Source organism: Flagellimonas iocasae, assembly GCF_042682725.1.
GTDB classification, from domain to species: domain Bacteria; phylum Bacteroidota; class Bacteroidia; order Flavobacteriales; family Flavobacteriaceae; genus Flagellimonas; species Flagellimonas iocasae.
The window spans coordinates 1-24,977 of record NZ_JBHUHU010000002.1; the positions used below are offsets into that span (position 1 = coordinate 1).

Genomic DNA, 24,977 nt, shown 5'->3' on the forward strand with positions numbered 1-24,977 from the left:
GAGCTGACCAATGTGGTCAATGCCACGCTGACTGACGGTTCTGGGCTCGGGACGATCAACAACGACGATGGGGCAGTTGCTACCATTACAGCCAATGATGCCGCCGCGGCAGAGAGTCCTGTTAATACAGGACAGTTTACCGTTAATCTTGGTGCTATTAATAGTACAGGATCTCCAATTACAGTTGGATATACAGTTACGGGCGATGCAACCCCAGTCGATGATTATGAGGCTCTTTCAGGTACTGTCAACATACTTGATGGAGATCAGACAGCCACAATTACAGTGACCCCGGATGACGATGGATTAACCGAATTGGATGAAACCGTAATCGTAACGCTGGACCCTGGTGCAGGTTATACGGTTGGAGCTCCAGATAATGCCACGGTGACCATTGCCAGCGATGATGATGTGCAACCATCGGGCTATATTGTAACGATTGACGATGATCCTATCAATGCGGCTAATCAAAATAATATAAGCTTCTCATTCATAGGGGCGCCTACTTTTTTAACAACATTTGACTATACCTTTTCCAGTAGTGGTGACGGAGATGTCACTACGGTAACGGGTAGTGGCGCAGTGCTTATCGCAAATAGGACAGTGAACAATATCAATTTGAGTAGTTTGCCTGATGGTGTTATTACCCTTCGAGTAACGGTATCCAATGTTTTGGGAACAGAAGGACCAGAAACTACGGACACGGCTTTGAAGCTTACCACTCTTCCAACGGGTTATACAGTCGATATAGACCAAGACCCTATAGACCAAACGAACCAGAATATGGTTAGTTTCACATTTGCCAATGCGGAGGTAGATGCTGATTTCAGTTATTCGTTTACCAGCAGCGGAGGAGGTACTCCTGTGAATGGAACAGGCACAATAGCAACACCTACAGACCAAATAACAGGTGTCAATTTAAGCGGATTGACTAATGGCACCATAACACTAACGGCGTCCTTATCGAACACCAATGGTGATGGTCCCGATGTAACGGATACGGTTCAAAAGGAAACCTGCTTTGCGGGCTCCACCGCACCTGTTGGCAATAGCACGGCCACAGCATTTTGTGATGTGATCAACCAAGATTTAAATGATTATACTGCAAGTGTGGCTCCAGTTGGTTCTACCTTACGGTGGAGTACGAATGCAGATACTTCAGTAACAGGAGCCTTTTTAGGAGGAACTGTGGTTACTTCAGCAGGTACGTATTATGGTTTCTTCTACGATTCAGTCAATAACTGTGCAAGTCCAACTTTGGCGGTGACCTTAATCCAAGGCTCTACCCCTGACCCGGGAACCACCACCAACGCGGCTCGATGTAGCAACTCAGCAGATGGGAACAGTATCTTGGACTTGGATGATACACTTTCGGGTGCGGATCCTGGAACGTGGGCTTTGACCACCGCTCCAGGCGGGGCTTCTATTTCTATTGATGGTAGTAACATTGTCAATTTTAATGGACAACCTATAGGTGCCTATACCTTTACCTATACCACCACTGGCGCTGTTGCACCTTGTACGGATCAAAGCGTTAGTCTTACTGTAACTATACAAGATTGTTCCCTTCCTTGTGATGCGGGAGATACCGCTCCTTTATTGGACACCAGCGAACCTACCATTTTCTGTGACGAGGTTATCGCAGACTTGAACGATTATGTCACCAATACCCCACCTCCCGGAGCAGTATTAACATGGAGCACCGACCCTGATCCGCTGCAAACGGATCAGCACCGAGATAGTGAAGTGACCAACGCGGCATCCTACTTTGGCTTCTTTTATGATGAAGTCAACGGATGTGCCAGTCCAGTACTCACCGTAACCTTGGAGTTGTTCACGAGGCCAGCCATTACAAACACTACTGGCGCTGAACGCTGTGGTGAAGGAACATTGACGCTAACGGCAACTGCCAGCAATGGCGTTTTAAATTGGTACGATGCACCAACAGGTGGAGCCATGTTGGGCAGTGGAGGAACGTTTATTACACCATCCATTTCAACAACAACATCATTCTACGTGTCATCAACGGCCAACGGATGTGTTTCTGACCGGGTAGAAGTAGTAGCAACGATAAACGATACACCTTCCGCAGGAACTCCTTCTGATACGGTAGCTTGTAATACCGTGGGCAATGGAGGCCCAAACAGCATTGATTTGGATGGTACGTTGACCCGCGCGGATGCTGGAACGTGGGCCATTATAACCGACCCATCCGGAGGTTTATTGACTATTGGAAGTGGAAACACTGTTGATTTTGATGGATTACCCGTTGGAGATTATGTGTTTGAATTTACCACTACTGGAGCGGTAGCACCATGTACCAATGACGCAGTGCAAGTGACTATTTCTGTTGGTGCTTGTAATGTGGACACCGATGGCGACGGACTTACCGATGCCGAAGAAAATATATTGGGTACGGATATCAATAATCCCGATACGGATGGAGACGGATTAACCGATGGAGAGGAAGTATTGGTTGTTGATGACCCCAGCACCACTGCTGTCCCTGAAAGTGCTACAGACCCTTTGGATGCATGTGATCCTTTCTTGACCGTGGATTGTAATCCGGCTGATATTGATTTGGGTATTACCAAAACAGTGAATGAGGAGTCACCACTTTTAGGAGAGCAAATCGAATTTGTCATTACCCTTGAAAATGTTGAAATGGCCAGGGTCTTGGATATTGTTGTGACTGATATTTTGGATGATGCTTTTGAATTTGTTTCCAGTGATGCTTCATTGGGAACATATGATGAGGCTATTGGGGAATGGTCCATTCCCGAATTGACGGCAACAACTGCGGAGGCAACACTGAGAATCAGGGTTAATGTCAATACCTCAGGTACTTTCCAGAATACAGTAACATTGACTTCATCGTTGCCCGCTGATGGCGTAGTAACCGATAACAATTCAGATTCGGTTTCCATTCAAGTGAACCGAAGTGCCTGCGAGGATCCAGGAACCATTTGCAACATTTTTTCACCCAATGGGGATGGCAAGAATGATAGGTTGGTACTGGTTGGTCACGAACAATATTCAAATAATACCTTAGAGGTTTTTGATCGCTACGGTAACAGTGTCTTCCAAATGGATGGCTATGATAGTTCATGGGATGGAACAGGAAAGAATGGGGATTTGCCCAAAGGAACCTATTTCTATATCCTGGACCTTAATGGGGATGGAACGGACGTGGTAAAAGGATGGATTCAAATCGTAAGGAACAATTAAAATGCCAAATAAAACAGGTTTGCCCAAATACAGAATTGTTCTCTTCGTGCTTTTTATGGCCATCATAACCGTCAAAGCACAGAAAGAACCGCAATATACCCAGTACATGTACAATATCGGTAGCTTTAATTCGGCCTACGTAGGTACGGTGGAAAGCCCGGAAATCATCGGTTTATACAGGGCGCAGTGGGTGGATATTGAAGGAGCACCTACTACCATTAGGGCAGGGGCAAATATTCCCTTTAGCGATAAAAAAATGGGATTGGGAATCAATATTGTGAGCGATCAACTCGGTCCTTCCACACAAACCTATTTTGATGTGGCCTATTCGTATCAAATTCAATTATCGGATGACACCAAACTTTCATTCGGATTGAATGCGGGAGGTTCTTCGTTGAACATCGATTACTCCAAGGGGACATTCGTAAATCCATCGGATGAGTCGATTTTAGGAGGAAAGTATACCAACTTCTATCCCACCGTAGGTGCAGGTCTTTTTATGTATCATGAAGAGGATTGGTATTTAGGGGTTTCCGTGCCCAATTTTTTAACGAATGCTCTGTACAATGATGAAGTAGCCACGATTGTGGAAGACAATATGCAGTTCAATGCCATAGGCGGGTATGTGTTCCAGATTTCGGACAGGACCAAGTTCAAGCCGGCCTTTTTGGTGAATTACCTGCAGGGTTCCCCGGTAAATGTGAACCTATCAGCCAACTTTCAATTTATTGATGCCCTTACCATTGGTGCTTCCTACAGATTTGACAATGCCGTAAGTGGATTGGCGGGTTTTCAGATATCCAATGCCATGTTTATTGGATATTCCTACGATTACAACACCAATGGCTTGGGCGAGTACAGTGGAGGCTCGCACGAGGCCATCTTAAAGTTTTACATAGGGCGTGGAGGTTTTGGTTCTGGAGGTTCCAAAACAAGGACCAAGGATAAAAAGACAAACAACAAAGGAAAACAGATAGATTCCCCAAGATTCTTTTAATATGAACAAGGCACAAAAAATACAGTTAACGCTTTTGTCAACCCTTTTGGGCGTAGTGTTCTGCTTTGGTCAAAAGAAGTCCAAAGGAGACGATTTGTTTTTTCAGTACCAGTACCAGCAGGCCATAAATGCCTATGAGACCCAATTGCGGGAGGGGACTTTAACGGAACAACAGTTTTTGAACCTGGCCGATTCGTATTTCGAAACCAATAACTTTGAGAAGGCTTCTGAAACGTATTTGGACTTGTACAAAAAAGATACCTTGATGGAAGGGCACCACTTTAATAAAATGTTGCAGAGCTTTTCCAAAACCACCAACAAAGAACGGAAGGATGCCTTTTTATCCACCATGTCCTCAAGCTTTTCAAAAGAACTCATGGAGAATATGGAGTTCAATCAGCAGTTGCTGCAAAACAGTGCGGCTGAACCTGCTTTGGACTATCAAATCTTTAATCTTTCAGGAAATAGCCCTCAAACAGATTTTGCCCCAGCCTTCTACAAGGACCAACTTTTGTTCACCAGTGGGCGTTTACAGCAAAAAGGTAACCGATATGAACCCGGAAACGAGGATTACTTCAATATCTATTCAGCTAGCGTGCAACCCGACGGTGAAATTTCAGGCATCGCACCTTTTACGGAAATAACCAGTTCAAAATATCACAAGGCCACGCCCTATTATTCCCAAGGATTAAAGAGTATTTTTTATGTGCTCTCCAATACCCAGAATGGCGAGCTCTCCTTCGATGATCAGGGTAAAAACGCACTGGCCATAGCCAAGCAGTCGATTGGAGGTTCGTTTCAATTGTTGCTAAAGGATTTAAGCATATCGTTTTACTATCCCTTTTACGATGAGGCCAGTGGCAAACTCTATTTTTCTGCAAATTTTGAGGATGGCTACGGTGGCACGGATATTTATTATGTGTACACCAACAGCGGGCAGGTGATGTCAGCACCCATTAATCTGGGCCCTCGCATCAATACTCCTGGAAACGAGATTGCACCTTTTATTTTTGAAGGTAGTTTTTATTTTGCTTCTGATATATTCTATGGATTGGGGGGGATGGATATCTACAAATCCAATATGGAGGATGGTGGCTTTAGTATCCCCATCAACCTGGGAACAGGCATCAATTCACCTGAAGATGATTTTGGATTGATCATGCGTAACGAGGGTGAAGGTCTATTGGGCTATTTTGCATCCAACAGAGCAGGTGGAAAGGGAAAGGACGACGTGTATGGATTTAAATTGGACGAAAAACCGGGGTTAAAGACCATCACGTTTAAGGGAGTTGTGCAAAAACCGTATGATGCATCCGAAATAGTGGATAAGGCCGTGGTTCGTTTAAAGAGCCCAAGCGGAGCACTTTTGGCAGAGACCTATTCTGATGAGAATGGAAATTACAGATTGGAAATTCCTTGGCAAAATGAAGTGGTTTTGGAATCCACCAAGGACCATTATTCAACATTCTCCAAGGAATTTACGGAAGCCGATTTTGAAGGAGCCGAAAGCAAAAATTTTGATATTGGACTTTCCCTTTACGAAGATTTGGTTGAGGAAAAAGAAGGGCAGGTAGTAGTAAAACTGAAGAAGTTTTTCTTTGGAAACAGCCAAACCCAATTGACTCCGGAAATTGAAACCGAATTGGACAAAGTGGTCGATTTTGTGAAAAGTTTCCCATCAGCCCAACTTCGGGTTGAAACCTATACGGACAGTAGGGGAGGAAGCTCCACCAATTTTAAGTTGACGCAGGATCGCTCCGATGCCATCAAGCGCTATTTGGTTCAGCATGGGGTTCCTGCCGCTAATGTGTTGTATTCCATAGGTTATGGCGAGGATAAAATTTTGAACAATTGTACCAATGGGGTTTTCTGTTTGGAGATGCTCCACAAACAAAATCAAAGATCATTGATTGTTGTGCTTAATGACAACGTTCTTTTTGATTAACTCCAGATCATCCAGCAGTAGTATAGCGCAAAAAGAGATAGGAAAACCATTCCGCACCAAGTAAGTATCTGTAGCCCAATTTTGGGCTGATGGATTTCGGGAATATCCTTGCTCATAACAGTTTTCAGATTCATCCACCCCAACAATGGAGCCAATACAAAAGAGACAAAGGTGGCCAGTGACACCAAATTGGTCATGTTGGCGCTAAAAACGGTGATGACCAGCCAATTGATGACTGCCATAATGATTACGGTAATAGCGAATGCATTCTTACTCTTGAACGCTCCTTGTTCAGGATAGAGCTTGGCTAGAACATCGATACTGACTCTTGAAACCGCATCGTGGGCAGTCATGCAGGTGCTGAACATGGTGGCAAAAGCCGCAACTGCAATAAAAAGATAGGCCCAGTCCCCGATATGCACGGTGAACAGGGTTACCAATTGGTCGGCAAACACTGCGGCCCGGCCACTGAGTTCTGTTCCAGTACCATAGAGGGTCATCCAGCCAATGATCAAAAAGAAAACCGCAAGTAAAGCCGTTAAAAAATACCCTACATTGAATTCTTGAAGCGCTAATTTAAGCGTAGGCTTCTTCTTCATGGATTTTAAATTTTCCATGTTCCACATACTTACCCAGCCGGAGGCTTCAACAGCGGTGGGCATCCATCCTACAAGTTGTATTAAAAAGAATATACCTACTTTGTTGAAAATTTCTGGACGCTGGTAAGAATCTGCATCGGGAACAGGTCCTTTCTGTATGACGAGTATGGTTGTCACCAAAAGTGCCACAAATAGAATGGCAATGACGGCCTTTAAGGAATTTTCCAAAAAGCGGTATTTTCCAATGATGAGCAGAAGACTTATAAACACAAAAAGACACAAAGCAACTCCCCCTGCACCCATGCTGGAAATCTGGAAAAGGTTCATAAAAAGCCCAGCTGTGACTACATAAAGCGCGGCCAAAATGGTGAAAGTGGAAATCAAGGTGACAAAAGCGTAAATCCATAGATAGGTTTTGCCTAAATTCAGATAGCCTTCAACCAAGCTTTTTTCCGTGACTGTGGTATATCGCACCCCAAACTCAAAAAATGGATATTTTAGAAGATTGGCCAATATAATGGGGATGACCATAATCCATCCATATTGGGCACCGGCTTTGGTGGATAATACCAAATGCGAAGTTCCAATGGCCATACTCGCAAAGAGCAAACCTGGGCCCAAAGCTTTGAGAAGCGTTTTCAGTTGTGTCATGTGTAGTCAATAGTGCACAGCACTAAAAGTAGTATTTTTATGGCATTCCATAAAAAGTGGGGGTAACCATTCATTTTTTCGGATTTGCTTAATTATTTCACAATACACATGGCTGGGAAAACTCTTTTTCACAGCTTTGCATAGCCTTGATAATCTCGCTTATTAATGACCGTTTGGATACTTTTTATTGCTGCCGTAGCCCTGTTATTGACTTTTGATTTAGGAGTCCTCAATAGGAGGGCCCATGCCATTTCATTAAAGGAAGCTACCGTTTGGAGTACATTTTGGATAGGCTTGGGACTGGGATTCTCAGTCTTGATCTATTTTATCTACCAAAACCAATGGATAGCCAACCCAAATGGTTTAACGGCTTGGAACGCAACCCTAAAATACATCACGGGATATTTGGTGGAAATGTCGTTGAGCATGGACAATATTTTTGTCATTGCTGTGATATTTTCATCCTTCGCCATACCCGAAAAATACCAACACCGGGTACTTTTTTGGGGGATAGTGGGTGCCATCCTATTTCGGATTACAGCCATTTATTTGGGTGTGGCCCTACTGAATAAGTTTATATGGATCACCTATGTTTTTGGTGGATTTTTGGTCATAACAGCATTGCGATTACTGCGGTCACATAAAAAAGTCTATGAACCAAAAGATTCCATTGTATTCAGATGGGTGAATATGATTATTCCTGTTTCGCACACCATTGATTCGCAGAAATTTTTTGTTCGAAAAGATAAGGTGTTGATGGCCACTCCTCTGTTATTGGCCTTGGTGGTGATAGAATTTACCGATATTCTTTTTGCATTGGACAGTATTCCCGCGGTTTTGGGGATTACTTCGGATACTTTTTTGGTGTTCAGTTCCAACATTTTGGCAGTGATGGGTCTTCGCTCCATTTACTTCTTTTTGAGCCACATGGTATCCCGATTCAAATATTTAAAATACAGTCTTTCCGCTATTCTGTTCTTTGTGGGGGTAAAGTTGATTTTATCACATCATATAGAATTGCCAGAGTGGGTTTCGTTGGCGTTCATTGCTTTGTCCTTGACTTTGGGCGTACTTTTTTCATTGCGAAGTAAAGAAGAGGAGGATGCCCAAGGCAGCTAACCCTTTAATCCAAGCCCGTACCGTTCATTAGGGCGAAGAATGCCATTTTTTAAATGGAACAAGCCGGAAAACGGGTCATTTTTGAATTCCAAGTGGCCATCCAAATCAGCGTATTTTACATTGGACCGAGACAATGCAAAATGCAACCCTGCCGAAATTCCCAGACTGCATTCATCCAAGCAACCTACCATGGCTTCAAGATTAGCGGCTTTGGCCACGGCATTTACCCGCAACCCTTCATGGATGCCTCCAACCTTCATCAATTTAATGTTCACCATGTCTATCCGCTGATTTTTGGCCAACCGGAACGCATCTTTTACCGATTTAAGGCTTTCATCGGCCATGATAGGCATATGGATGCTATCCCTGACTTCGCCCAGATGTTTATCGAATCCCGGCTTAGTGGGCTGTTCCAAGATTTCAATATTCACTTCTTTTACGGCTTTGTTAAAAGCGATGGTTTCTTCAACCGAGTAGCCTTGATTACCATCAAACCGAAGCTGGATATGGGGAAAACATTCCCGTATTTTTTTCAGTTTTTCGATATCCTCCTGCAAAGAGTGGCCGCCCTTAATTTTTAAAATAAAGAAGCCTTGTTTGATGTAATCCGAAGCCAATTTCAAGGTTTCTTCCAAAGGAAGAATGCCAATGGTGATACTAGTGGCAATTTCTGTGCGATAACCTCCCAACAATTGATAGAGCGGTACTTGCATTTTCTTGGCGGAAATATCCAAAAGCGCCATATCCACCATCGCCAAAGCCGACGACTTTTGAGGTAATTGATGTGAAAGTTCCTCCAAAATCAACGAACCCATAAACGGATTTCTTCCTTTAAGAATGGGGATGATGATATTTTGAATGGCATGCTCCACATCCGCTGCAGATTCATGGGTCACTGTAATATCCGGAGCCGCACAGCCAAAACCAACAATTCCACTGTCGGTCTCTATTTTAAGGATGAAATTGGTAGCTTGGGAGATTTCCTCGTAAGCGATGGTATACGGAATCAGGAGTTCCAGTTCCAGACGCTCATAACCCACATTGGTGATAGTCATGACCTCAATTTTGTTTTAAGCAATTCCACGAGGTCTTGAGCACCATAGGCCAAAACATCAAAGGTGGGCAAACCGGTTTCTTTTTCCAAAGCTTTGCAGGCAGGTAGAATTTCAGAAGGCTCCATATTTTCATGATTCACGGTGATGGCAATGACTTTTTTTCCAGAAATGACCTCAATGGCGTTAATTTGCTCTTGGATGGGATGCATTTTGTAGCCTGGAAATCCGTCGTATTCCAATCGTTTGGGAGCATGTTGAAGAATGACATAATCAGGTCGGCCTGCAGCCAAAATCTCAAAACCACCGGGATAGGCAGGGTTCATCAAACTCCCTTGTCCTTCTATGACAATCACATCTGGATTTTCATTTTTGTAGGCGCTTACCACAGCGTGTTCAATCTCCCCTGAAACAAAATCATTGATACAGCTGTCCATGATCATGCTGTATTTGGCGCCCTGCATCCAAGCGGTCTGTCCCGTTCCAATCATTTCAGCTTTAAAGCCGGCATCCCGGAACCCATGGACCACAAACCACGAAGTGGTTCGCTTTCCCAAAGCAGAATCGGTTCCCAAAACTGCCAATTTAAGGCAATCCACTTTTTCAATATCACCTGTAAAAAAGTGCAGCTTATCCCGGTCTGGGGTTTTTCGAACATCTCGAATTGTACAATCGTTTTCTTTGGCCAGTTGTACCAATTCTGGGTCATTGGAAAGAAAATCGTGCAGACCACTATCCACGTTCCAGCCCAGTTGCAGGGCTTTTTTTATGGATTCCTTAGCAATTTTTGGCAGGCGACCACCATCTGGAGCCAATCCAATGACCAAATACGATGGGGTCTGGTTGTTTTTGGAAAGTTCTTTGACTGCTTCATCAATCGTTGAAAATAGGGGAATGTTACTGGTTTTTCCATCCAAAACCATGCCCGCATCTTTGCCGGAATAGATACTATCCAAAATACCGACCACCTCATAGCGTTCTGTAAAGCGAACAAGTCCATGGGCCGTTTTTCCATTGGGAGTGTTGAATGCTCCTTCGCAATAAACAAGTGCTTTTCCGTCTATTTTTTTCATAGCTATCAATATTTGGCGGTGAGAACCGCGACAAATCTGTTGGGTTCAAAATTTAGTTGTTCATCCAGTTCCAAAAGCGCAATCAAACCGGCGGTTGAGGCAGGAAGAATTCGTAAGCCTTCTTTTTTGACCAACAAGGTGCTCATGTCCCTCATTTTTTTGTCGCTGATGTTAAAGGCTTCCCCTTCTGACTGGTTTAAGGCATACAATGCTTCGTCGCCATCAAAACTATGCCAATTGATGAGCGGTTCGTTGTATTTGGTCTCCTTTACTTTTTCGGGTTGAAGGTCCTGACAATGGTCCAGCCCCTTTTTAAACGATTGGATGATCGGATTTTTATGGGTAGAGGAAGCAGCAATCATTTTGGGGATTTTGGAGGTTTTTCCCCGCTTGTACAAACTGGCAAAACCACGATAAATTCCTGCCAACAGGGTACCATTTGAAACGGGCACGGCACAATATTCCGGGGCGTCCCCTAAATCGTCCACAATTTCGGTTGCGATTTGGGCGTAGGAAGCAATTTGCAAAGGTGTGTTGGCCCCACCGGGATTGGCATCGTACCATTCTTCTTCTGCCGCCATTTCACTTACTTTGGTGACCACATCTTCGTAGCTGCCATCAAGGCGCATGATTTTGGCCGAAAGCGATTCCATCTCCTTTATTCTTTCCGTATGGTAGCTGGCAGGAATGGCAATGATACATTCCAATCCGGCCAAATCTGCGGCCAAGGCTACCGCCACTCCGTAATTTCCGCAAGTGGCAAGAGCGATGGTATCAAACCCGCGTCTGAGGGCGTCATACACTTGGGCAAAGGCAATGCGGTCTTTTTGGGTACCCGAGGGATTGTCGCCTTCATATTTGACGTAGAGTTGTCGAATATCAAACTCCCTTTCCAGAGATTTGGCCCGCGTCATGGAGGTGTCGCCCACCTCAATATTGATGATATCCTCAAAACTTTCCAGCCGATCTACCAAGGATTTGCTTTTATCTTTGACAAAGGCACTGAGTTCCTTGGCTTCGGAAGAGACTTTAAGTTCTGCTGTTTTTACACCGTCAATGAGGTTCATACACAATCATGTCATTCGAGTAAACTAAAGGTATAGTTTTATAATGTTTTACAAGAAAGTCATCGACAAATTTTGGAACAAAAAAAGCCCTTATTTTCTAAGGACTTTTCTTTATGATTTGGTTAATAGGTGTAGAATATCAAATTCTCTATTGAAAACTTTTTGCCTGAAGAACTGCTTCTGCCTCTTCAAGAACGGTAACATCAGCCATCCCAGATAGGGTCAATTCATATGTGGTGGGGTTGTTCTCTCCATCTACGGTCAACGAATAGGAAAAGGTAAGGTGGTTGGTTTCATCATCGAATACAATATCGGTAAACTCAACATTGGTAATTCCAGCAGAAGCGTCAGTATAGGATTCATCCAAAATAAAGTATTTATTGTCCTCCCCAACCACTGCATAGTTGGAAATGGCAAAAGTGAAACCCTCCACGGACTGGCTGTTTTCACCAAGATCTAATACAGTAACATTTAAAGATAAATAAGTGTCTTGGTATACGTTGTCAGGCGTACTAAAAAAGCGCACCAAACTGAAATTATAGTCGTTTCCATTGACCTGTACACCAGATGTTAGAGATATTGAATTTGCATCAACATTGGTAAATTTAAAGCTGTTGGAATCTTGGAAAACAACATCATCAATCCGTGTGCCGTCCAATTCTAAGGTCATATACCCATATTGAGTAAGTTCATCAAAGCCAACACCGTTGAGGCCGTCTGTTCCTGGGGTTCCTGGCTCTCCTGGAGTTCCCGGAGTTCCTGGATCTCCATCGCTTCCGGGAAGACCTTGGCAATCCAAAGCGTCCCATTTTTGATCTCCGTTGATGTCTTCGCTTGGGTCATTGTTGCCATTTCCATTTGTATCCCAACAGTTTATGCCGGCATTTCCGGCTGGACCTATTATGGAGTCTCCATCTGCTCCATCCATACCGTCTTCACCGGAGCAAGAGGTTAAACACAAAGCCAATGTAAGGGTGGCAACACCAAAAAATCTAATTAGTTTCATAGTTATTTATTTTACTGATTTGGGCAGGAAAATACCTTGAGTTTTGGGATAAAATGGGCTGCAATTGATGTATGAACCCTGCCAGTTGATGGATTTGGCTTTTGGACTGATATGATGTAGAAGAAATTGTGAAGGGAAACAAAAAAGCCGAATCTTAAGATTCGGCTTTTGTAAGGTGTACTCGAGGCGGGACTTGAACCCGCACGGGCAAATGCCCACAGGATTTTAAGTCCGGCGTGTCTACCAATTCCACCACTCGAGCTTGTCTGCCGTAGGCAAAACAGGACTTAAACAAAAAAACGCTGGCAAGCAGCGTTTAGAGCGAAAAACGGGATTCGAACCCGCGACCTCCACCTTGGCAAGGTGATGCTCTACCAACTGAGCTATTTTCGCATTTTAAAGAACCAACACCTTTTTCAAGTGCGGATGCAAATTTAAAACAATTCTTTAAAATGTAAAGTGTTTTGGCAAAAATAAAGTCTATCCCTTTTCTTTGCCGCTAACAAGGTAAAAATCAGACTCAAGTTTACTTTTTCTTTAAGACTTTATCCTTCAGCACCCTTTCCTGCAGTTGTTTTCGGTAGTTTCTGCTGATGGGAATCGTATGGCCTTGCTCCAAAATCAATTCGTGGTTTTCCAAGGTTTGAATTTTTGACATGGGAACGATGTAGGATTTGTGGGTCCGAACAAATTCAGCGGTGTCCAAATTTTCTTCAATGGTCTTTAAAGGCATCAAGGACAGGTGCTTATCGGTAGTGGTCTGAATCTGAACATAGTTTTCCAAAGCCTTTACAAAAAGAATGTCCGAAGTCACTATTTTCTGATACTTTCCATCGCACTTTACAAAGAAATAGGGTTCTTCCTTGGGCTGTTCGGCAGTTTCAACAGGGCCTTTTTTCAATTTATGGTATTCGGTGGCCTTACTCACCGCTTTAAAAAAGCGATTGAAGGTGATGGGTTTGAGCAGATAATCCATCACATCAAAATTAAAACCCTCCAGCGCATAGTTGGGGTATGCCGTGGTAATAATGACCGTTGGTAGCTCTGACCGCAATTTTAAAAAATCCAAACCGGTCAGGTAGGGCATTTGAATATCCAAAAAAATCAAATCCACGGAATGCTGCCCCAATTGTTGGTCCAGCTCCAAGGCATTTTCAGCAGTGCAAACCAATTCCAGGTGGTCCACAACATGGATGTATTCTTCCAGCACTTCGCGTGCAAGAGGCTCATCGTCAATAATAATACACCTTAGTTTTTCTGCCATTCCAATTTCAATAATATGGAAAACCTATCGCTTTCATCCACAATCAACAGGGAATGCGATTCCGGATAAAGCAACTTGAGCCTGCGGCTCACATTTTTCAGTCCGATACCGCTACTTTCTGCTATTTCTTCTGAAGTCTGTCCGTTTAAACCTTTACTATTTTTAATACTCAATTGAAGTGATTTGTCACTGGCCTCCAATCCCATGTGAATAAAATTGCGTTGCCCTTTTCCTTTGGAAACATGTTTAAACGCATTTTCTATAAAGGGAATAAGGATAAATGGCGCAATATTTTTTTTATGGGTGGTGCGGTCTTGAATGTCAAATTGCATATCAGTGTGTCCATGGTCCAATCGCAATTTTTCCAAATCGATAAAATTCTCGATAAAGTTCAGTTCCTTTTCCAATGCAATGGTTTCATCCTCGCTTTTGTAGAGTTGGTACCGGAGCATATCCGAAAAATTGGCTAGGGATTCCGAAGCTCTATCCGGATTAATATGGATCAACGCGAAAATGGAATTGATGGTGTTGAACAAAAAATGGGGATTGATTTGCGATTTGAGGTATTTGAGTTCGGTTTCCAGATTCTCTTTTTCCAACCGAAGTCGTTTTTTTTCAGTCTGAAGCCAGTTTTTGCCCAATTTTATACTCATTCCCAAGGTCATGCTCGCAACGGTAGATGGCAGGGCCCACACAAAATAGATTTTGAAAACCTCGTTGGGATACACCCCGAAGAGTTCAAACAACGTTTTTCCGGAAGTCAGGGTGGCAAAAAAATAGCCGCTGGTGATAAAGGCATTGCAAAGCAAAATAGTTCCCAAAACAGCCAACACATAGCTGAAATAACGCCCAACATAGAGCAACTTCGGAATAAGATAATAGAGATTAAAGTAGACCCCAATCAGCTGAAAAACCACATAAAAATAGAATTTGGGTGAGGAATCACTAAAGCGTAGATAGTCATATACCTCGGAAAGACTTCCAATATTTATGGTAAGCCAAACCAAGTGGTAGCACATCCAAAAGGGGATATGGTAGAGCTTATATTTTAATATAAAGTCCTTTAAACTACTGATTTTCATCAAAATTTGGGCAATAATGGTACAAGTTATTCTTTTTGCCAATGCGTTTGAAGCAAATTGACATCCTGTTGTAATTAATTGATGACTGACCTATTTTTTCACAGAAAAGGGCTTTGTACCCTTGGTCAATCTTTTGGAGCTCAATGTCAATATCATTTTAAATAAGGTTGATGAAGAACTTCATTTGGAGCAACATTCAAACAATCCAAATGAAAAAAATGACAACCGCTCTGAGCTTAACCCTATTTTTTGGAATGGGAATAAGCTTTTGTTTTGGTCAAATTCAAGGAAAAGTAGTGGGTATTGACGAAGCACCGGTGCCCTTTGCGAACGTAGTGCTCTACCAAGCCGTGGATACTACTTTGGTGACGGGTGCCATCACGGATGAGGATGGAAATTTTTCCGTACGTCCCGCAAACGCAGGCAACTTTTTGGTTCGGATTAGTAATTTGGGCTATGCCGACCGATATGAAGGACCTATTTCGGTGGATTCTGCATCCGATTCGTATAATTTAGGGACTTTGGTTCTCGAAGAGGAATACAACGAATTGGATGAGGTGGTTTTGGCCGCAAAGAAAAATATCATTCAGCGCACCCCGGAGGGACAGGTAATCAATGTGCAAAGTAGCGTAATGACCAAAGGCAGCAATGCGCTACAGGTTTTGGAGCGGTTGCCGGGTGTGATTTTGGACCGGCGCAATAACCAATTTGCTATGAATGGACAAAGTGGGGTGACGGTCATGTTCAATGGGCGAAGGATGCCGATGTCCATGGAAGATGTCATGGCGCTGCTGGAAAGTACCTTGGCCGATAACATCGAAAAGGTGGAATTGATTATTTCGCCCACGGCTAAATATGATGCTGATGGCGGTGCGGGGATCATCAACATTGTGTTCAAAAATAGGGTGGACACTGGGGACCAACTCAATTTCAGCGGAAGTTTGGGGTATGGGTATCGTGAAAAAGCCAGTACATCTTTGAACTATGCACATGGCACGGAAAAATTTCGATTGAATCTGGGATATTCGGTATTCCATGACCATGGTAAAAATGGGTTTGAAGGCTCGGGAACCAGCAATAGTCCCATTTTTGATGCCTTTAGCTATACTGAATTTTCCACCTATTTTGATTACAACAACAATTCCCATAACATTAATTTGGGCTCGGGGTATCAACTGGATTCCAAAACGGAGATAGGGGGGGAGCTCAGCCTTTCCTTGGCGAAAAATCACTCCACCTCTGATGTAAATAACCGAAGGACCATTGAAGGTCAGGATTTTTTTAGGTCGCACTTGGTGACTTCAGGAACCACACAAAAAAATAACCTTATTTCATCACTTTATGTGGCCCGAAAATTTTCGGAGCGCTCCAATATCAATGTTGATGTGGGCTATCTCACCTATAAAAATGACAGTCCGGCCATTACCCAAAGTGCATATTTTGATGCCAATGACGAACCCATTACACCCGAAAACGAGGTTTTTACCGATGGAAATCGCGGTACCAGTGAATCCACCATCCGCTTGGGTGTCGCAAAAGCGGATTATTCCCTAACCATAAATGAGGACCTTCAAACCGAATTTGGGGCAAAGGGCAGTTATTCCACCAATACCAATGACAGTAAAATTGAAACCAATTTCGACGGGGTTTGGGAAGTGGACCCCCGCTCGCAAAGCGTAATTGAGAGTGAGGAAAAATTATGGGCGGCGTACACGCAGTTTCATGTTTCGTTGGGTGAAAAATCAAAAATCAATGCCGGTTTACGATATGAGGATTGGAAACGTACCTTGACCACCGCAGACGATGACTTTGTCATTCGGCAGTTCTTTCCGTCATTTTCGTATCAGTATGCACTTGCTGAAAACAGGAATATAAACCTGAATTACCATCGACGTATAAGTAGACCGGTCTATTCCGATTTGGTGACCAGTTTATATTACAACGACCCCACTGCGATTTTTACCGGGAATCCACTTTTGAAACCCAGCATCACAAACACCATGCAATTGGAGTATGTGAAAAATGGTTTCAGTGTGGGGTTATCCTATCAAAAGGAAATCAATCCCATCATCCGATATCAACTGACCTCCACACCACAGAATGATATTTTGGTGGTTTCACCCCAAAATGCGGATTATCAAAAAAGTTTGAACTTATTCTTCAACCTTCCCCTGCAATGGGCTAGTTGGGCCAAACTGAACCTTTCCACAACCTCGGCCATTTGCGATTATCACATTTCCTATAATCCTGAACCGAAAGGAAAGACCTATTTCTATCAAAGTCTGAATTTCACGCAGACCTTTCAATTGCCGTGGGAAATGGATATGGAATTTTCGGGCTGGTACAATTTTGATCATTACAACGGCACCAACTTCACCGAAGGCTTTGGCATGGTCAATTTTGGCGTGTCCAAACAGTTCACGAAGAACTGGGGCACGCTGCAGTTCAGTGTTACGGACTTGTTCAAATCCTTGGATATTGATACGCACATCAGCGGAATGGCACCTATTGTTTTTGATATTGATACCCGTTCGCGCTACAGGGACGAATCGGCTTTTACCCGAATTTTTAGAATCACGTACTCCCGAAGTTTTGGTGGAAATGGCAACAAATCTTCCAGAAATTTAGAGAAAGAAGAGTTTCGCCGAGTGGATTAGGAGGTCGCTTTTTTCTTTTTGCTCAACAACCGTTTGATTTCATTGAGTTTCATCAAGGCTTCAACGGGCGTAAGCGTGTCGATGTCCAAATGCAGGATTTCTTCTTTGATTTCTTCCAGCAATGGGTCGTCCAAATTGAAAAAGCTGAGTTGCATCTCGTTTTGGGATGACTGTAATTTGTCTGTCATCTCCTCACTGGAATGAGACTTCTCCAATTTTTTGAGGATTTTATTCGCTTTTTGAATGACCTGTTGGGGCATTCCCGCCATTTTGGCCACATGGATTCCGAAACTGTGCTCACTGCCGCCGGGTACGAGTTTTCGGAGGAAAAGCACATTGTCTTCCAATTCCTTCACCGAAACATTGTAGTTTTTAATCCGCGGAAAGGTGGCGGTCATTTCATTGAGTTCGTGGTAGTGCGTCGCAAAAAGGGTCTTCGCCCGTGCCGGATGCTCATGCAGGTATTCCGAAATGGCCCAAGCGATGGAAATCCCATCATAGGTGCTGGTTCCACGACCAATTTCATCCAATAATACCAGACTACGTTCGGAAAGGTTGTTGAGAATGGAGGCCGTTTCGTTCATTTCCACCATAAAAGTGGATTCCCCCATAGAAATGTTGTCGCTGGCCCCAACTCGGGTAAAAATCTTGTCCACCACTCCAATTTTGGCTTCTGATGCAGGGACAAAACTGCCCATTTGGGCCAAGAGCACAATAAGTGCGGTTTGCCGCAATAAGGCCGATTTACCACTCATGTTGGGCCCAGTGATCATGATGATTTGCTGTTCCTCACGGTTCAGAAGAACATCATTGGTCACATAACTGTCGCCTAACGGCAATTGCTTTTCAATCACGGGATGCCGTCCCTCTTTAATATCCAACGCAGTGGATTCCTCCATCACTGGTTCTACGTAGTGGTTTTCTTTGGCAAGCTGGGCAAATCCACAGAGACAATCCAATTTCGCAATAAGATGGGCATTTTGTTGCACTGGGGCGATATATTCCTGCATCCAGACCAACAACTGCTCAAACAATTGCTGCTCCAATAGGTGCATGCGTTCCTCCGCACCCAAGATTTTAGCTTCGTATTCCTTGAGTTCTTCGGTGATATAGCGTTCGGCGTTGACGAGGGTCTGTTTGCGAATCCAATCCTCAGGCACCTTATCCTTATGGGTGTTGCGCACCTCGATGTAATACCCGAACACATTGTTGGAGTCAATTTTAAGTGAAGAAATTCCAGTGATTTCCGTTTCGCGCTCCAACATTTTGTCTAGATAGTCCTTCCCAGAAATGGCAAGATTTCGGAGCTCGTCCAACTCTTCGGAATAACCTGTTGCAATGGTATTGCCTTTGGCAAGGTTTACAGGAGCTTCCTCGTTGAGCGTTTCCTTGATTTTGTTCCGAAGGGCATCACAGGCATCCAATCGCTCGCCAATGGATTGCAGCGACGTATTGGAACTCGATTGCGCCAATGTTTTGATGGGAACGATGGCTTCCAAGGAATTTTTAAGCTGAACGACCTCTTTCGGGTTGATTTTACCCGTGGCCAGTTTGGAAATGAGTCGCTCCAAATCGCCCATTTGCTTGATCCAGTGCTGTGTCTTTTCCAGCTGTTCCGTTTTATCCTTCAAATAGGAAACCACCTGATGGCGCTGCCGGATTTTGTCGATATTTTTCAACGGAAGGGCCAACCAACGCTTCAACAAGCGCCCACCCATCGGAGATAAGGTATTGTCGATAATGTCCAACAAGGTCACCGCATTTTGGTGGGGCGAATGGTACAGTTCCAGATTGCGGATGGTAAATCGGTCCATCCAAACATATTCCTCTTCCGCAATACGCTGAATTTTGTTGATGTGCTGCAGTCGACTGTGTTGTGTTTCGGAAAGGTAGTGCAACACTGCCCCGGAAGCAATAGTGCCGTGATTCAAGTGTTCAATGCCAAAACCCTTTAGGGTTTTTGTCCCAAAATGGTTGTTCAGGCTTTCATTAGCATAGTCTTCCTGGAAAATCCAATCCTCCAAAAAGAAGCTATGGAACTGGTTCCCGAAAAGTTCGGTGAATTCTTTGCGATGACTTTTGGAAACCAAGACCTCATTCGGGCCAAAATTCTGAAGCAACTTATCGATTTGCTCTGCTGAACCTTCCGAAGTAAGGAATTCACCGGTGGAAATATCCAAAAATGAAATTCCCAATTTGTTTCGTCCAAAATGAACCGCGCAGAGAAAATTATTGCTCTTGGCAGAAAGGATATCATCATTAAATGCCACACCGGGCGTTACCAGTTCAGTTACGCCTCGCTTTACAATGCTCTTTGTCTGTTTAGGGTCTTCCAATTGGTCGCAAATGGCAACGCGTTGCCCAGCCTTCACCAATTTTGGCAAATAGGTGTTTAGGGAATGGTGCGGAAATCCGGCCAGTTCAGTTTTGTCGCCCCCATTATTTCGATGGGTAAGGATGATGCCCAAAATCTTGGCAGCCTTGATGGCATCGTCCCCGAAGGTTTCGTAAAAATCACCCACACGGAACAACAACAAAGCATCAGGATGTTTGGTCTTGATGGCATTGTACTGTTGCATCAACGGGGTTACCTTCTTTGTTTTTTTATTGGCTGCCAAAGCGATTTATTTATTTGAAATTATTGGTTCCAAATTGAATTGCACATTTATGTTCAAATAAAACCTTAGAACAGTTTGTCATTCCGCACTTGATGCGGAATCTATTCAATCTTGCCTAAGTGGATTCCTGTTTTCACAGGAATGACAGTTAGTAGGCGATTTTATTCTGTTACTTTTGTCCCAAAATGGGAGGAAGACGAATATATTGTTTTCCCGATACACGCAGAACGATTGTTGATATTTTAGACCCAATGGTTAAAAAAATGAACCGGAAACTGGAAAACAGCGAATTGGAACGATTGGATGTGGAAGCGTTCAAGCAAACGGAGAAATCGCCCATCATTATCATTTTGGACAACATCCGCAGCTTGAACAACATTGGTTCCGTGTTTCGTACAGCCGATGCATTTCTCATTCAAAAAGTCTATCTCTGCGGTATTACAGCGACTCCACCGCACAAAGACATCCGTAAAACGGCTTTGGGCGCCACGGAGAGTGTTGCATGGGAATACCGAAAAGACACTTTGGAACTCCTTGAGGAATTAAAACAGTCAGGTATCCGAACTGTTGCCGTGGAACAAGCTGAAAATGCCATTATGCTCAATGATTTTACCATTGACTCCACGGAAACCATCGCCTTGGTTTTTGGCAATGAAGTAAAAGGCGTTTCCCAAGAAGTGGTTTCAGCCAGCGATACGGTTGTGGAGATTCCCCAGTTTGGTACCAAACATTCTTTAAATATCTCGGTAAGTGCGGGTGTAGTGGTCTGGGATATCTGGACAAAATTTAACCCTAAAAACTAAAAAAGCCCTGTAAAAACAGGGCTGGATATATAGTTTGAGTTAGTTAGTTCCTCCATTAGAGGGCTCTAATAAAATAAAACCATTCGTTATATCCAAACATTTTGTGAAAATTCTCTTAAAGGGTAGCCAAAATAATGTTGTCTTCCAGCCGCTCTAAAATATGTTCATAATCCGAAGGATTATTCACAAAATCCAGCTCGCCCATGTCCAAAATTAGGCTGTTTTGCTCGGGATGGTCCTTGATAAAGTCTAGATAACCGCGGTTGATTTTTTCTAGATATTCAGGTGGTATTTTTTGCTCATAATCCCTTCCCCGTTTTTTAATGTTTTGTAGCAATCGCTCTGTATTTTGATAGAGATAGAGGTAAACTTCCGGTTTTTTCACCTCTTTGTACATGAAATTGAAAACCTTTCGGTACAAATTAAACTCATCATTCTGTAAGGTGATCTTCGCAAAAATGAGCGATTTAAAAATGTCATAATCGCTCACCATAAAGTTTTTGAAGAGGTCAAACTGGGAGGTGTCGTCCGTAAACTGCTGGTATCGGTCCGCCAAAAACGACATTTCCAGCGGAAAGGCATATCGTGACTGGTCCTCGTAGAATTTTGGTAAAAAAGGGTTGTCTGCAAAGCGTTCCAAGACCAACTTGGCATTAAAATCATCCGCAATCATTTTGGATAAGGTGGTCTTTCCGGCACCAATGTTTCCTTCAATGGCAATAAACTGCAATTTGGAAAACAGCTCCGCCCGATCACGATGCAACCTATAGGTTGTTTTCAGCATCTTACTGCGGTCCTTGCATTCTTGCAACAGGTTCCGGATATCTTTGTGCAACACCGGATGGTAAAATTGCGGTGCAATGTTGGCCAAGGGTTTCAGCACAAAATTGCGGTGTTGCATGTGGGGATGCGGAATCTTCAAAAAGGGGAGGTCTATAATTTCCTTCCCATAGAAAATAATGTCGATATCCAAGGTCCGGGATTTGTATCCCTCAGCCCCAGAGCGGTCTCGGCCAAAATGTTTTTCAATCTCCAAAATCGCATCCAGAAGGTCCGATGGTGAAAGTTTGGTCAAGGTTACCAAGCAGATGTTCAAGAAATCATCGCCTTCAAACCCCACTGCCGGATTCTCATAAACTGCGGAAACGGCCAAAACCTTTCCCACTTTTTTATCAATATGAAAAATGGCTTTTTGGAGGGTGGCATACCGATTCCCCAAATTGCTGCCCAGTGAAAGATATACTTGTTGAGATTGACTCATGATGAAAAGAACAAAGTAACAAAACAATGCAACAATGGTTATCTTTGAAACCGAATAAATTTTGTTGCATGAACTTTTTAAGAAACCTACTGGCCTCTATCTTGGGGTCTCTCATGGCCTTTGGAATACTAATGGCGATGTTCTTTATTTTCATTGCATTGGTGAGCAATGTGGATGATGGTGTGGTGGTAAGGAGCAATTCCATTTTGGAGTTTGGCTTTATGGCCCCGGTCAAGGATTACACGGGCAAGGATGATACGGACCCCTTTTTAGGATTGTGGAACAATGAGGTGGGGTTGGATGAAATTCTACACACCATTAAAATAGCCAAAGAGGATTCCAATATTGAAGGAATTAGCTTGACCACCAATTTTTTACAGGCTGGAATTGCCCAGACTCGGGAGATTCGGGAAGCACTGCTGGATTTTAAATCTTCGGGCAAATTTGTCTATGCCTATTCCGATTTCTATTCCCAAAAGGATTATTACTTGGCCAGCGTAGCGGATGAGGTCTATTTGAACCCCGTTGGCGCTATGGATTTTAAAGGACTCTCCACGGAAGTGCTCTATTTTAAGGATTTTCAGGAAAAAACAGGGGTGAAGATGGAGGTGATTCGCCATGGAAAGTACAAAAGTGCCGTGGAGCCGTTTCTTTCCAACACCATGAGTGATGAGAATCGCTTGCAGATACAAGAATTGATTTCGTCCATTTGGAATGTGATCGTTGATGATGTCTCCCAATCCCGAAATATTACTCCTGAGAATTTAAATGTGATAGCCGACACCCTTGGCGGAAGAAGCCCAAAATATGCTTTGGCTTCCGGACTTGTGGACGGAAACCTGCATTTTGATGAATACGAAGACCTCCTCAAAGACAAGACAGGATTGGATACAGGTGAAGACCTTAATTACATCAGCTTTGAAGATTATGCTTTCAGTGCAAATCGCAAAAAAATTCACACAGGAGCGGACAAAATCGCTGTAATCTATGCCCAAGGTGAAATTTTCTACGGAGAAGGCGGTAAGGATTATATAGGCCAAGGGCTGATGATGGATGCCCTGCGAAAAGCCAAGGATGATGAAAACATAAAAGCCATTGTGTTGCGGATAGATTCTCCCGGAGGGAGTGCTTTGGTTTCCGATATTATTTGGCGCGAAATGGAGTTGACCAAGGAAGTGAAACCAGTGGTGGTTTCCTTTGGAAATGTGGCGGCTTCTGGAGGCTATTACATTGGAGTGGGAGGCGATAAAATCTTTGCGGAGCCCACTACCATTACGGGTTCCATTGGTGTCTTTGGAACCATTCCCAACGTGAATGAACTGGCGGGAAAAATCGGAATCAATGCAGAACAAGTGGGCACCAATAAAAATTCCGTGGATTACTCGGTGTTTGAACCCATGGGAGATACTTTTAAAAGCACCATAGAAGAAGGTATTGAAGAAACTTACCAAACCTTTTTGCAACGTGTGGCCACTGGAAGAAACATGAGCGTTGCCCAAGTGGATGCTTTGGCCCAAGGTAGAGTTTGGAGCGGTGTGGATGCCCAGGCCAACGGTTTGGTGGATGAGTTGGGCAACTTAGATGATGCTATTGCCGCGGCAGCTGAAATGGTAGGGTTGGATGGATACAGCATTCGTAAATATCCTAAGTACAAGTCAGATTTTGAACGATTTATGGAAGATTTGGGCGGTATGAAATCCAAAATAGGAGAAGAGGCCATCAAGGAGCAACTAGGTACGGAAGCCTATCAATTGTTTTCAGAGTTCAAGCAATTGTCCAAACAAAAAGGGATTCAGGCCAAAATGCCGTTCAGTTTAAACATTAAATAAGAATGACGCAAACCGACAGAAAAAAAGCGTTTTCCATTTACTTGTACATGGGTGCGTTGTTCATCACCTCTTTGGTGGTGTCCAATCTCATCTTTCAAAAGTTCTTTTATTGGAATCCTTTTGGAGAAGTCACAGTTTTTGGAGCACCGCTTTTTGAGCTTTCTGTTGGGATTTTACCCTATCCCGTCACCTTTTTGATCACGGACCTTATTTCCGAAATCTATGGGAAGAAAAAGGCCAATCAAGTGGTCACTGCAGGTATTTTCGCCTCTTTTTTCTCCATGGGCATTATTTTGATTGCCAATTATTCACCTGCGATTCCTTCATCCCCAGTGGATGATGTTACCTTTACCAAGGTCTTCGGATTATCACCTTTAGGTGTACTGGCATCCATGCTGGCGTATTTGGCCGCTCAGTACATTGATATTTCCATTTACCACTTCTGGAAACGGGTTACCAAAGGCAGAATGCTGTGGCTCAGAAACAACTTTTCCACCTTCTCCTCTCAATTTGTGGACACCCTTACAGTGGTAAGTCTACTGTGCATCTTTGGTGTGCTTCCTTGGGATAAATTCTACGGATTGGTGGTCAGTGGATTTATTTTTAAGATAATTATAGCAGTTTTGGACACCCCTTTCCTCTATCTTTTCGTATATCTAATACGTAAAAGATTTAACTTAAAAATAGGGGAGGAAATAGCTTTGGATTGACGACTTCTCCTTTATT

General features: G+C 43.4%; 17 protein-coding genes and 2 tRNA genes. 8 read left to right on the forward strand and 11 right to left on the reverse strand.

Annotated features, from left to right (window positions below; all coding sequences use genetic code 11):
- The 3 genes from ACFSJE_RS05810 to ACFSJE_RS05820 all read left to right on the forward strand — a co-directional run.
- On the forward strand, positions 1 to 3,228 hold a 3,228-nt coding region (locus tag ACFSJE_RS05810; protein WP_379830047.1), incomplete at its 5' end, for a T9SS type B sorting domain-containing protein.
- 1 nt (position 3,229) lies between these two features.
- Positions 3,230 to 4,225: a PorP/SprF family type IX secretion system membrane protein gene (locus tag ACFSJE_RS05815; RefSeq protein ID WP_379830048.1), complete on the forward strand. Its 996-nt coding sequence runs from the start codon at positions 3,230 to 3,232 to the stop codon at positions 4,223 to 4,225.
- A 1-nt stretch (position 4,226) separates the two neighbouring features.
- Positions 4,227 to 6,170, forward strand: coding sequence for an OmpA family protein (locus ACFSJE_RS05820; protein WP_379830049.1), 1,944 nt, complete (start codon positions 4,227 to 4,229; stop codon positions 6,168 to 6,170).
- Here the strand turns inward: ACFSJE_RS05820 and ACFSJE_RS05825 are convergent.
- A complete protein-coding gene (locus ACFSJE_RS05825) occupies positions 6,167 to 7,420 on the reverse strand; it encodes an NRAMP family divalent metal transporter (RefSeq protein ID WP_379830050.1) in 1,254 nt (417 codons plus the stop codon). The genes ACFSJE_RS05820 and ACFSJE_RS05825 overlap by 4 nt on opposite strands.
- A gap of 165 nt (positions 7,421 to 7,585) precedes the next feature.
- Here ACFSJE_RS05825 and ACFSJE_RS05830 point away from each other — a divergent pair, with 165 nt between their 5' ends.
- Positions 7,586 to 8,539 (forward strand): TerC family protein, encoded by a 954-nt coding sequence (locus ACFSJE_RS05830; RefSeq protein ID WP_379830051.1) that lies wholly within the window; start codon positions 7,586 to 7,588, stop codon positions 8,537 to 8,539.
- Here ACFSJE_RS05830 and ACFSJE_RS05835 read toward each other — a convergent pair.
- From ACFSJE_RS05835 to ACFSJE_RS05870, 8 genes are all read right to left on the reverse strand, one after another.
- On the reverse strand, positions 8,536 to 9,594 hold the full coding sequence (locus ACFSJE_RS05835; protein WP_379830052.1) for a mandelate racemase/muconate lactonizing enzyme family protein: 1,059 nt from the start codon (positions 9,592 to 9,594) through the stop codon (positions 8,536 to 8,538). The genes ACFSJE_RS05830 and ACFSJE_RS05835 overlap by 4 nt on opposite strands.
- Positions 9,591 to 10,664 carry a DUF1611 domain-containing protein gene (locus tag ACFSJE_RS05840; protein WP_379830053.1) on the reverse strand — a complete coding sequence of 358 codons (1,074 nt, stop codon included), beginning with the start codon at positions 10,662 to 10,664 and terminating at the stop codon, positions 9,591 to 9,593. The genes ACFSJE_RS05835 and ACFSJE_RS05840 overlap by 4 nt, the downstream gene beginning before the upstream one ends.
- A 5-nt stretch (positions 10,665 to 10,669) precedes the next feature.
- A complete protein-coding gene (locus tag ACFSJE_RS05845; RefSeq protein WP_379830054.1) occupies positions 10,670 to 11,731 on the reverse strand; it encodes a pyridoxal-phosphate dependent enzyme in 1,062 nt (353 codons plus the stop codon).
- A gap of 148 nt (positions 11,732 to 11,879) precedes the next feature.
- The gene (locus ACFSJE_RS05850; RefSeq protein WP_379830055.1) at positions 11,880 to 12,737 is read right to left on the reverse strand and encodes a collagen-like triple helix repeat-containing protein; all 858 of its coding nucleotides are present in this window, start codon (positions 12,735 to 12,737) and stop codon (positions 11,880 to 11,882) included.
- A 178-nt stretch (positions 12,738 to 12,915) separates the two neighbouring features.
- A tRNA-Leu gene (locus ACFSJE_RS05855) sits at positions 12,916 to 12,999 on the reverse strand.
- 58 nt (positions 13,000 to 13,057) lie between these two features.
- Positions 13,058 to 13,130 (reverse strand) — tRNA-Gly (locus ACFSJE_RS05860).
- Between the two features lie 133 nt (positions 13,131 to 13,263).
- Positions 13,264 to 14,001, reverse strand: coding sequence for a LytR/AlgR family response regulator transcription factor (locus ACFSJE_RS05865; RefSeq protein WP_379830056.1), 738 nt, complete (start codon positions 13,999 to 14,001; stop codon positions 13,264 to 13,266).
- On the reverse strand, positions 13,986 to 15,125 hold the full coding sequence (locus tag ACFSJE_RS05870) for a sensor histidine kinase (RefSeq protein ID WP_379830057.1): 1,140 nt from the start codon (positions 15,123 to 15,125) through the stop codon (positions 13,986 to 13,988). The genes ACFSJE_RS05865 and ACFSJE_RS05870 overlap by 16 nt, the downstream gene beginning before the upstream one ends.
- A gap of 167 nt (positions 15,126 to 15,292) precedes the next feature.
- Here ACFSJE_RS05870 and ACFSJE_RS05875 point away from each other — a divergent pair, with 167 nt between their 5' ends.
- Positions 15,293 to 17,740 (forward strand): TonB-dependent receptor, encoded by a 2,448-nt coding sequence (locus ACFSJE_RS05875; protein WP_379830058.1) that lies wholly within the window; start codon positions 15,293 to 15,295, stop codon positions 17,738 to 17,740.
- Here ACFSJE_RS05875 and mutS read toward each other — a convergent pair.
- Positions 17,737 to 20,319 carry a DNA mismatch repair protein MutS gene (gene mutS, locus ACFSJE_RS05880; RefSeq protein ID WP_379830330.1) on the reverse strand — a complete coding sequence of 861 codons (2,583 nt, stop codon included), beginning with the start codon at positions 20,317 to 20,319 and terminating at the stop codon, positions 17,737 to 17,739. The genes ACFSJE_RS05875 and mutS overlap by 4 nt on opposite strands.
- Before the next feature lie 302 nt (positions 20,320 to 20,621).
- Here mutS and ACFSJE_RS05885 point away from each other — a divergent pair, with 302 nt between their 5' ends.
- Complete coding sequence (locus ACFSJE_RS05885; protein ID WP_379830059.1) at positions 20,622 to 21,161, forward strand: RNA methyltransferase; 540 nt, start codon at positions 20,622 to 20,624, stop codon at positions 21,159 to 21,161.
- 115 nt (positions 21,162 to 21,276) lie between these two features.
- Here the strand turns inward: ACFSJE_RS05885 and folK are convergent, their stop codons facing one another.
- A complete protein-coding gene (folK, locus tag ACFSJE_RS05890) occupies positions 21,277 to 22,422 on the reverse strand; it encodes a 2-amino-4-hydroxy-6-hydroxymethyldihydropteridine diphosphokinase (RefSeq protein WP_379830060.1) in 1,146 nt (381 codons plus the stop codon).
- A gap of 68 nt (positions 22,423 to 22,490) precedes the next feature.
- Between folK and sppA the strand changes: the two genes are divergently transcribed.
- Both sppA and ACFSJE_RS05900 read left to right on the forward strand, forming a co-directional pair.
- Positions 22,491 to 24,251 carry a signal peptide peptidase SppA gene (sppA, locus tag ACFSJE_RS05895; RefSeq protein WP_379830061.1) on the forward strand — a complete coding sequence of 587 codons (1,761 nt, stop codon included), beginning with the start codon at positions 22,491 to 22,493 and terminating at the stop codon, positions 24,249 to 24,251.
- Between the two features lie 2 nt (positions 24,252 to 24,253).
- A complete protein-coding gene (locus tag ACFSJE_RS05900) occupies positions 24,254 to 24,961 on the forward strand; it encodes a queuosine precursor transporter (RefSeq protein ID WP_379830062.1) in 708 nt (235 codons plus the stop codon).
- Positions 24,962 to 24,977 lie beyond the last annotated feature (16 nt).

What these genes read in the sequence shown, in the direction of transcription:
- ACFSJE_RS05830 (WP_379830051.1), top strand. Translation starts at nt 7,586, where the DNA reads ATGACCGTTTGGATACTTTTTATTGCTGCCGTAGCCCTGTTATTGACT.
- ACFSJE_RS05865 (WP_379830056.1), bottom strand. Translation starts at nt 14,001, where the DNA reads ATGGCAGAAAAACTAAGGTGTATTATTATTGACGATGAGCCTCTTGCA.
- ACFSJE_RS05840 (WP_379830053.1), bottom strand. Translation starts at nt 10,664, where the DNA reads ATGAAAAAAATAGACGGAAAAGCACTTGTTTATTGCGAAGGAGCATTC.
- ACFSJE_RS05900 (WP_379830062.1), top strand. Translation starts at nt 24,254, where the DNA reads ATGACGCAAACCGACAGAAAAAAAGCGTTTTCCATTTACTTGTACATG.
- folK (WP_379830060.1), bottom strand. Translation starts at nt 22,422, where the DNA reads ATGAGTCAATCTCAACAAGTATATCTTTCACTGGGCAGCAATTTGGGG.
- ACFSJE_RS05850 (WP_379830055.1), bottom strand. Translation starts at nt 12,737, where the DNA reads ATGAAACTAATTAGATTTTTTGGTGTTGCCACCCTTACATTGGCTTTG.
- ACFSJE_RS05835 (WP_379830052.1), bottom strand. Translation starts at nt 9,594, where the DNA reads ATGACTATCACCAATGTGGGTTATGAGCGTCTGGAACTGGAACTCCTG.
- ACFSJE_RS05875 (WP_379830058.1), top strand. Translation starts at nt 15,293, where the DNA reads ATGAAAAAAATGACAACCGCTCTGAGCTTAACCCTATTTTTTGGAATG.
- mutS (WP_379830330.1), bottom strand. Translation starts at nt 20,319, where the DNA reads ATGCAACAGTACAATGCCATCAAGACCAAACATCCTGATGCTTTGTTG.
- ACFSJE_RS05825 (WP_379830050.1), bottom strand. Translation starts at nt 7,420, where the DNA reads ATGACACAACTGAAAACGCTTCTCAAAGCTTTGGGCCCAGGTTTGCTC.
- ACFSJE_RS05820 (WP_379830049.1), top strand. Translation starts at nt 4,227, where the DNA reads ATGAACAAGGCACAAAAAATACAGTTAACGCTTTTGTCAACCCTTTTG.
- ACFSJE_RS05845 (WP_379830054.1), bottom strand. Translation starts at nt 11,731, where the DNA reads ATGAACCTCATTGACGGTGTAAAAACAGCAGAACTTAAAGTCTCTTCC.
- ACFSJE_RS05885 (WP_379830059.1), top strand. Translation starts at nt 20,622, where the DNA reads ATGAACCGGAAACTGGAAAACAGCGAATTGGAACGATTGGATGTGGAA.
- ACFSJE_RS05815 (WP_379830048.1), top strand. Translation starts at nt 3,230, where the DNA reads ATGCCAAATAAAACAGGTTTGCCCAAATACAGAATTGTTCTCTTCGTG.
- sppA (WP_379830061.1), top strand. Translation starts at nt 22,491, where the DNA reads ATGAACTTTTTAAGAAACCTACTGGCCTCTATCTTGGGGTCTCTCATG.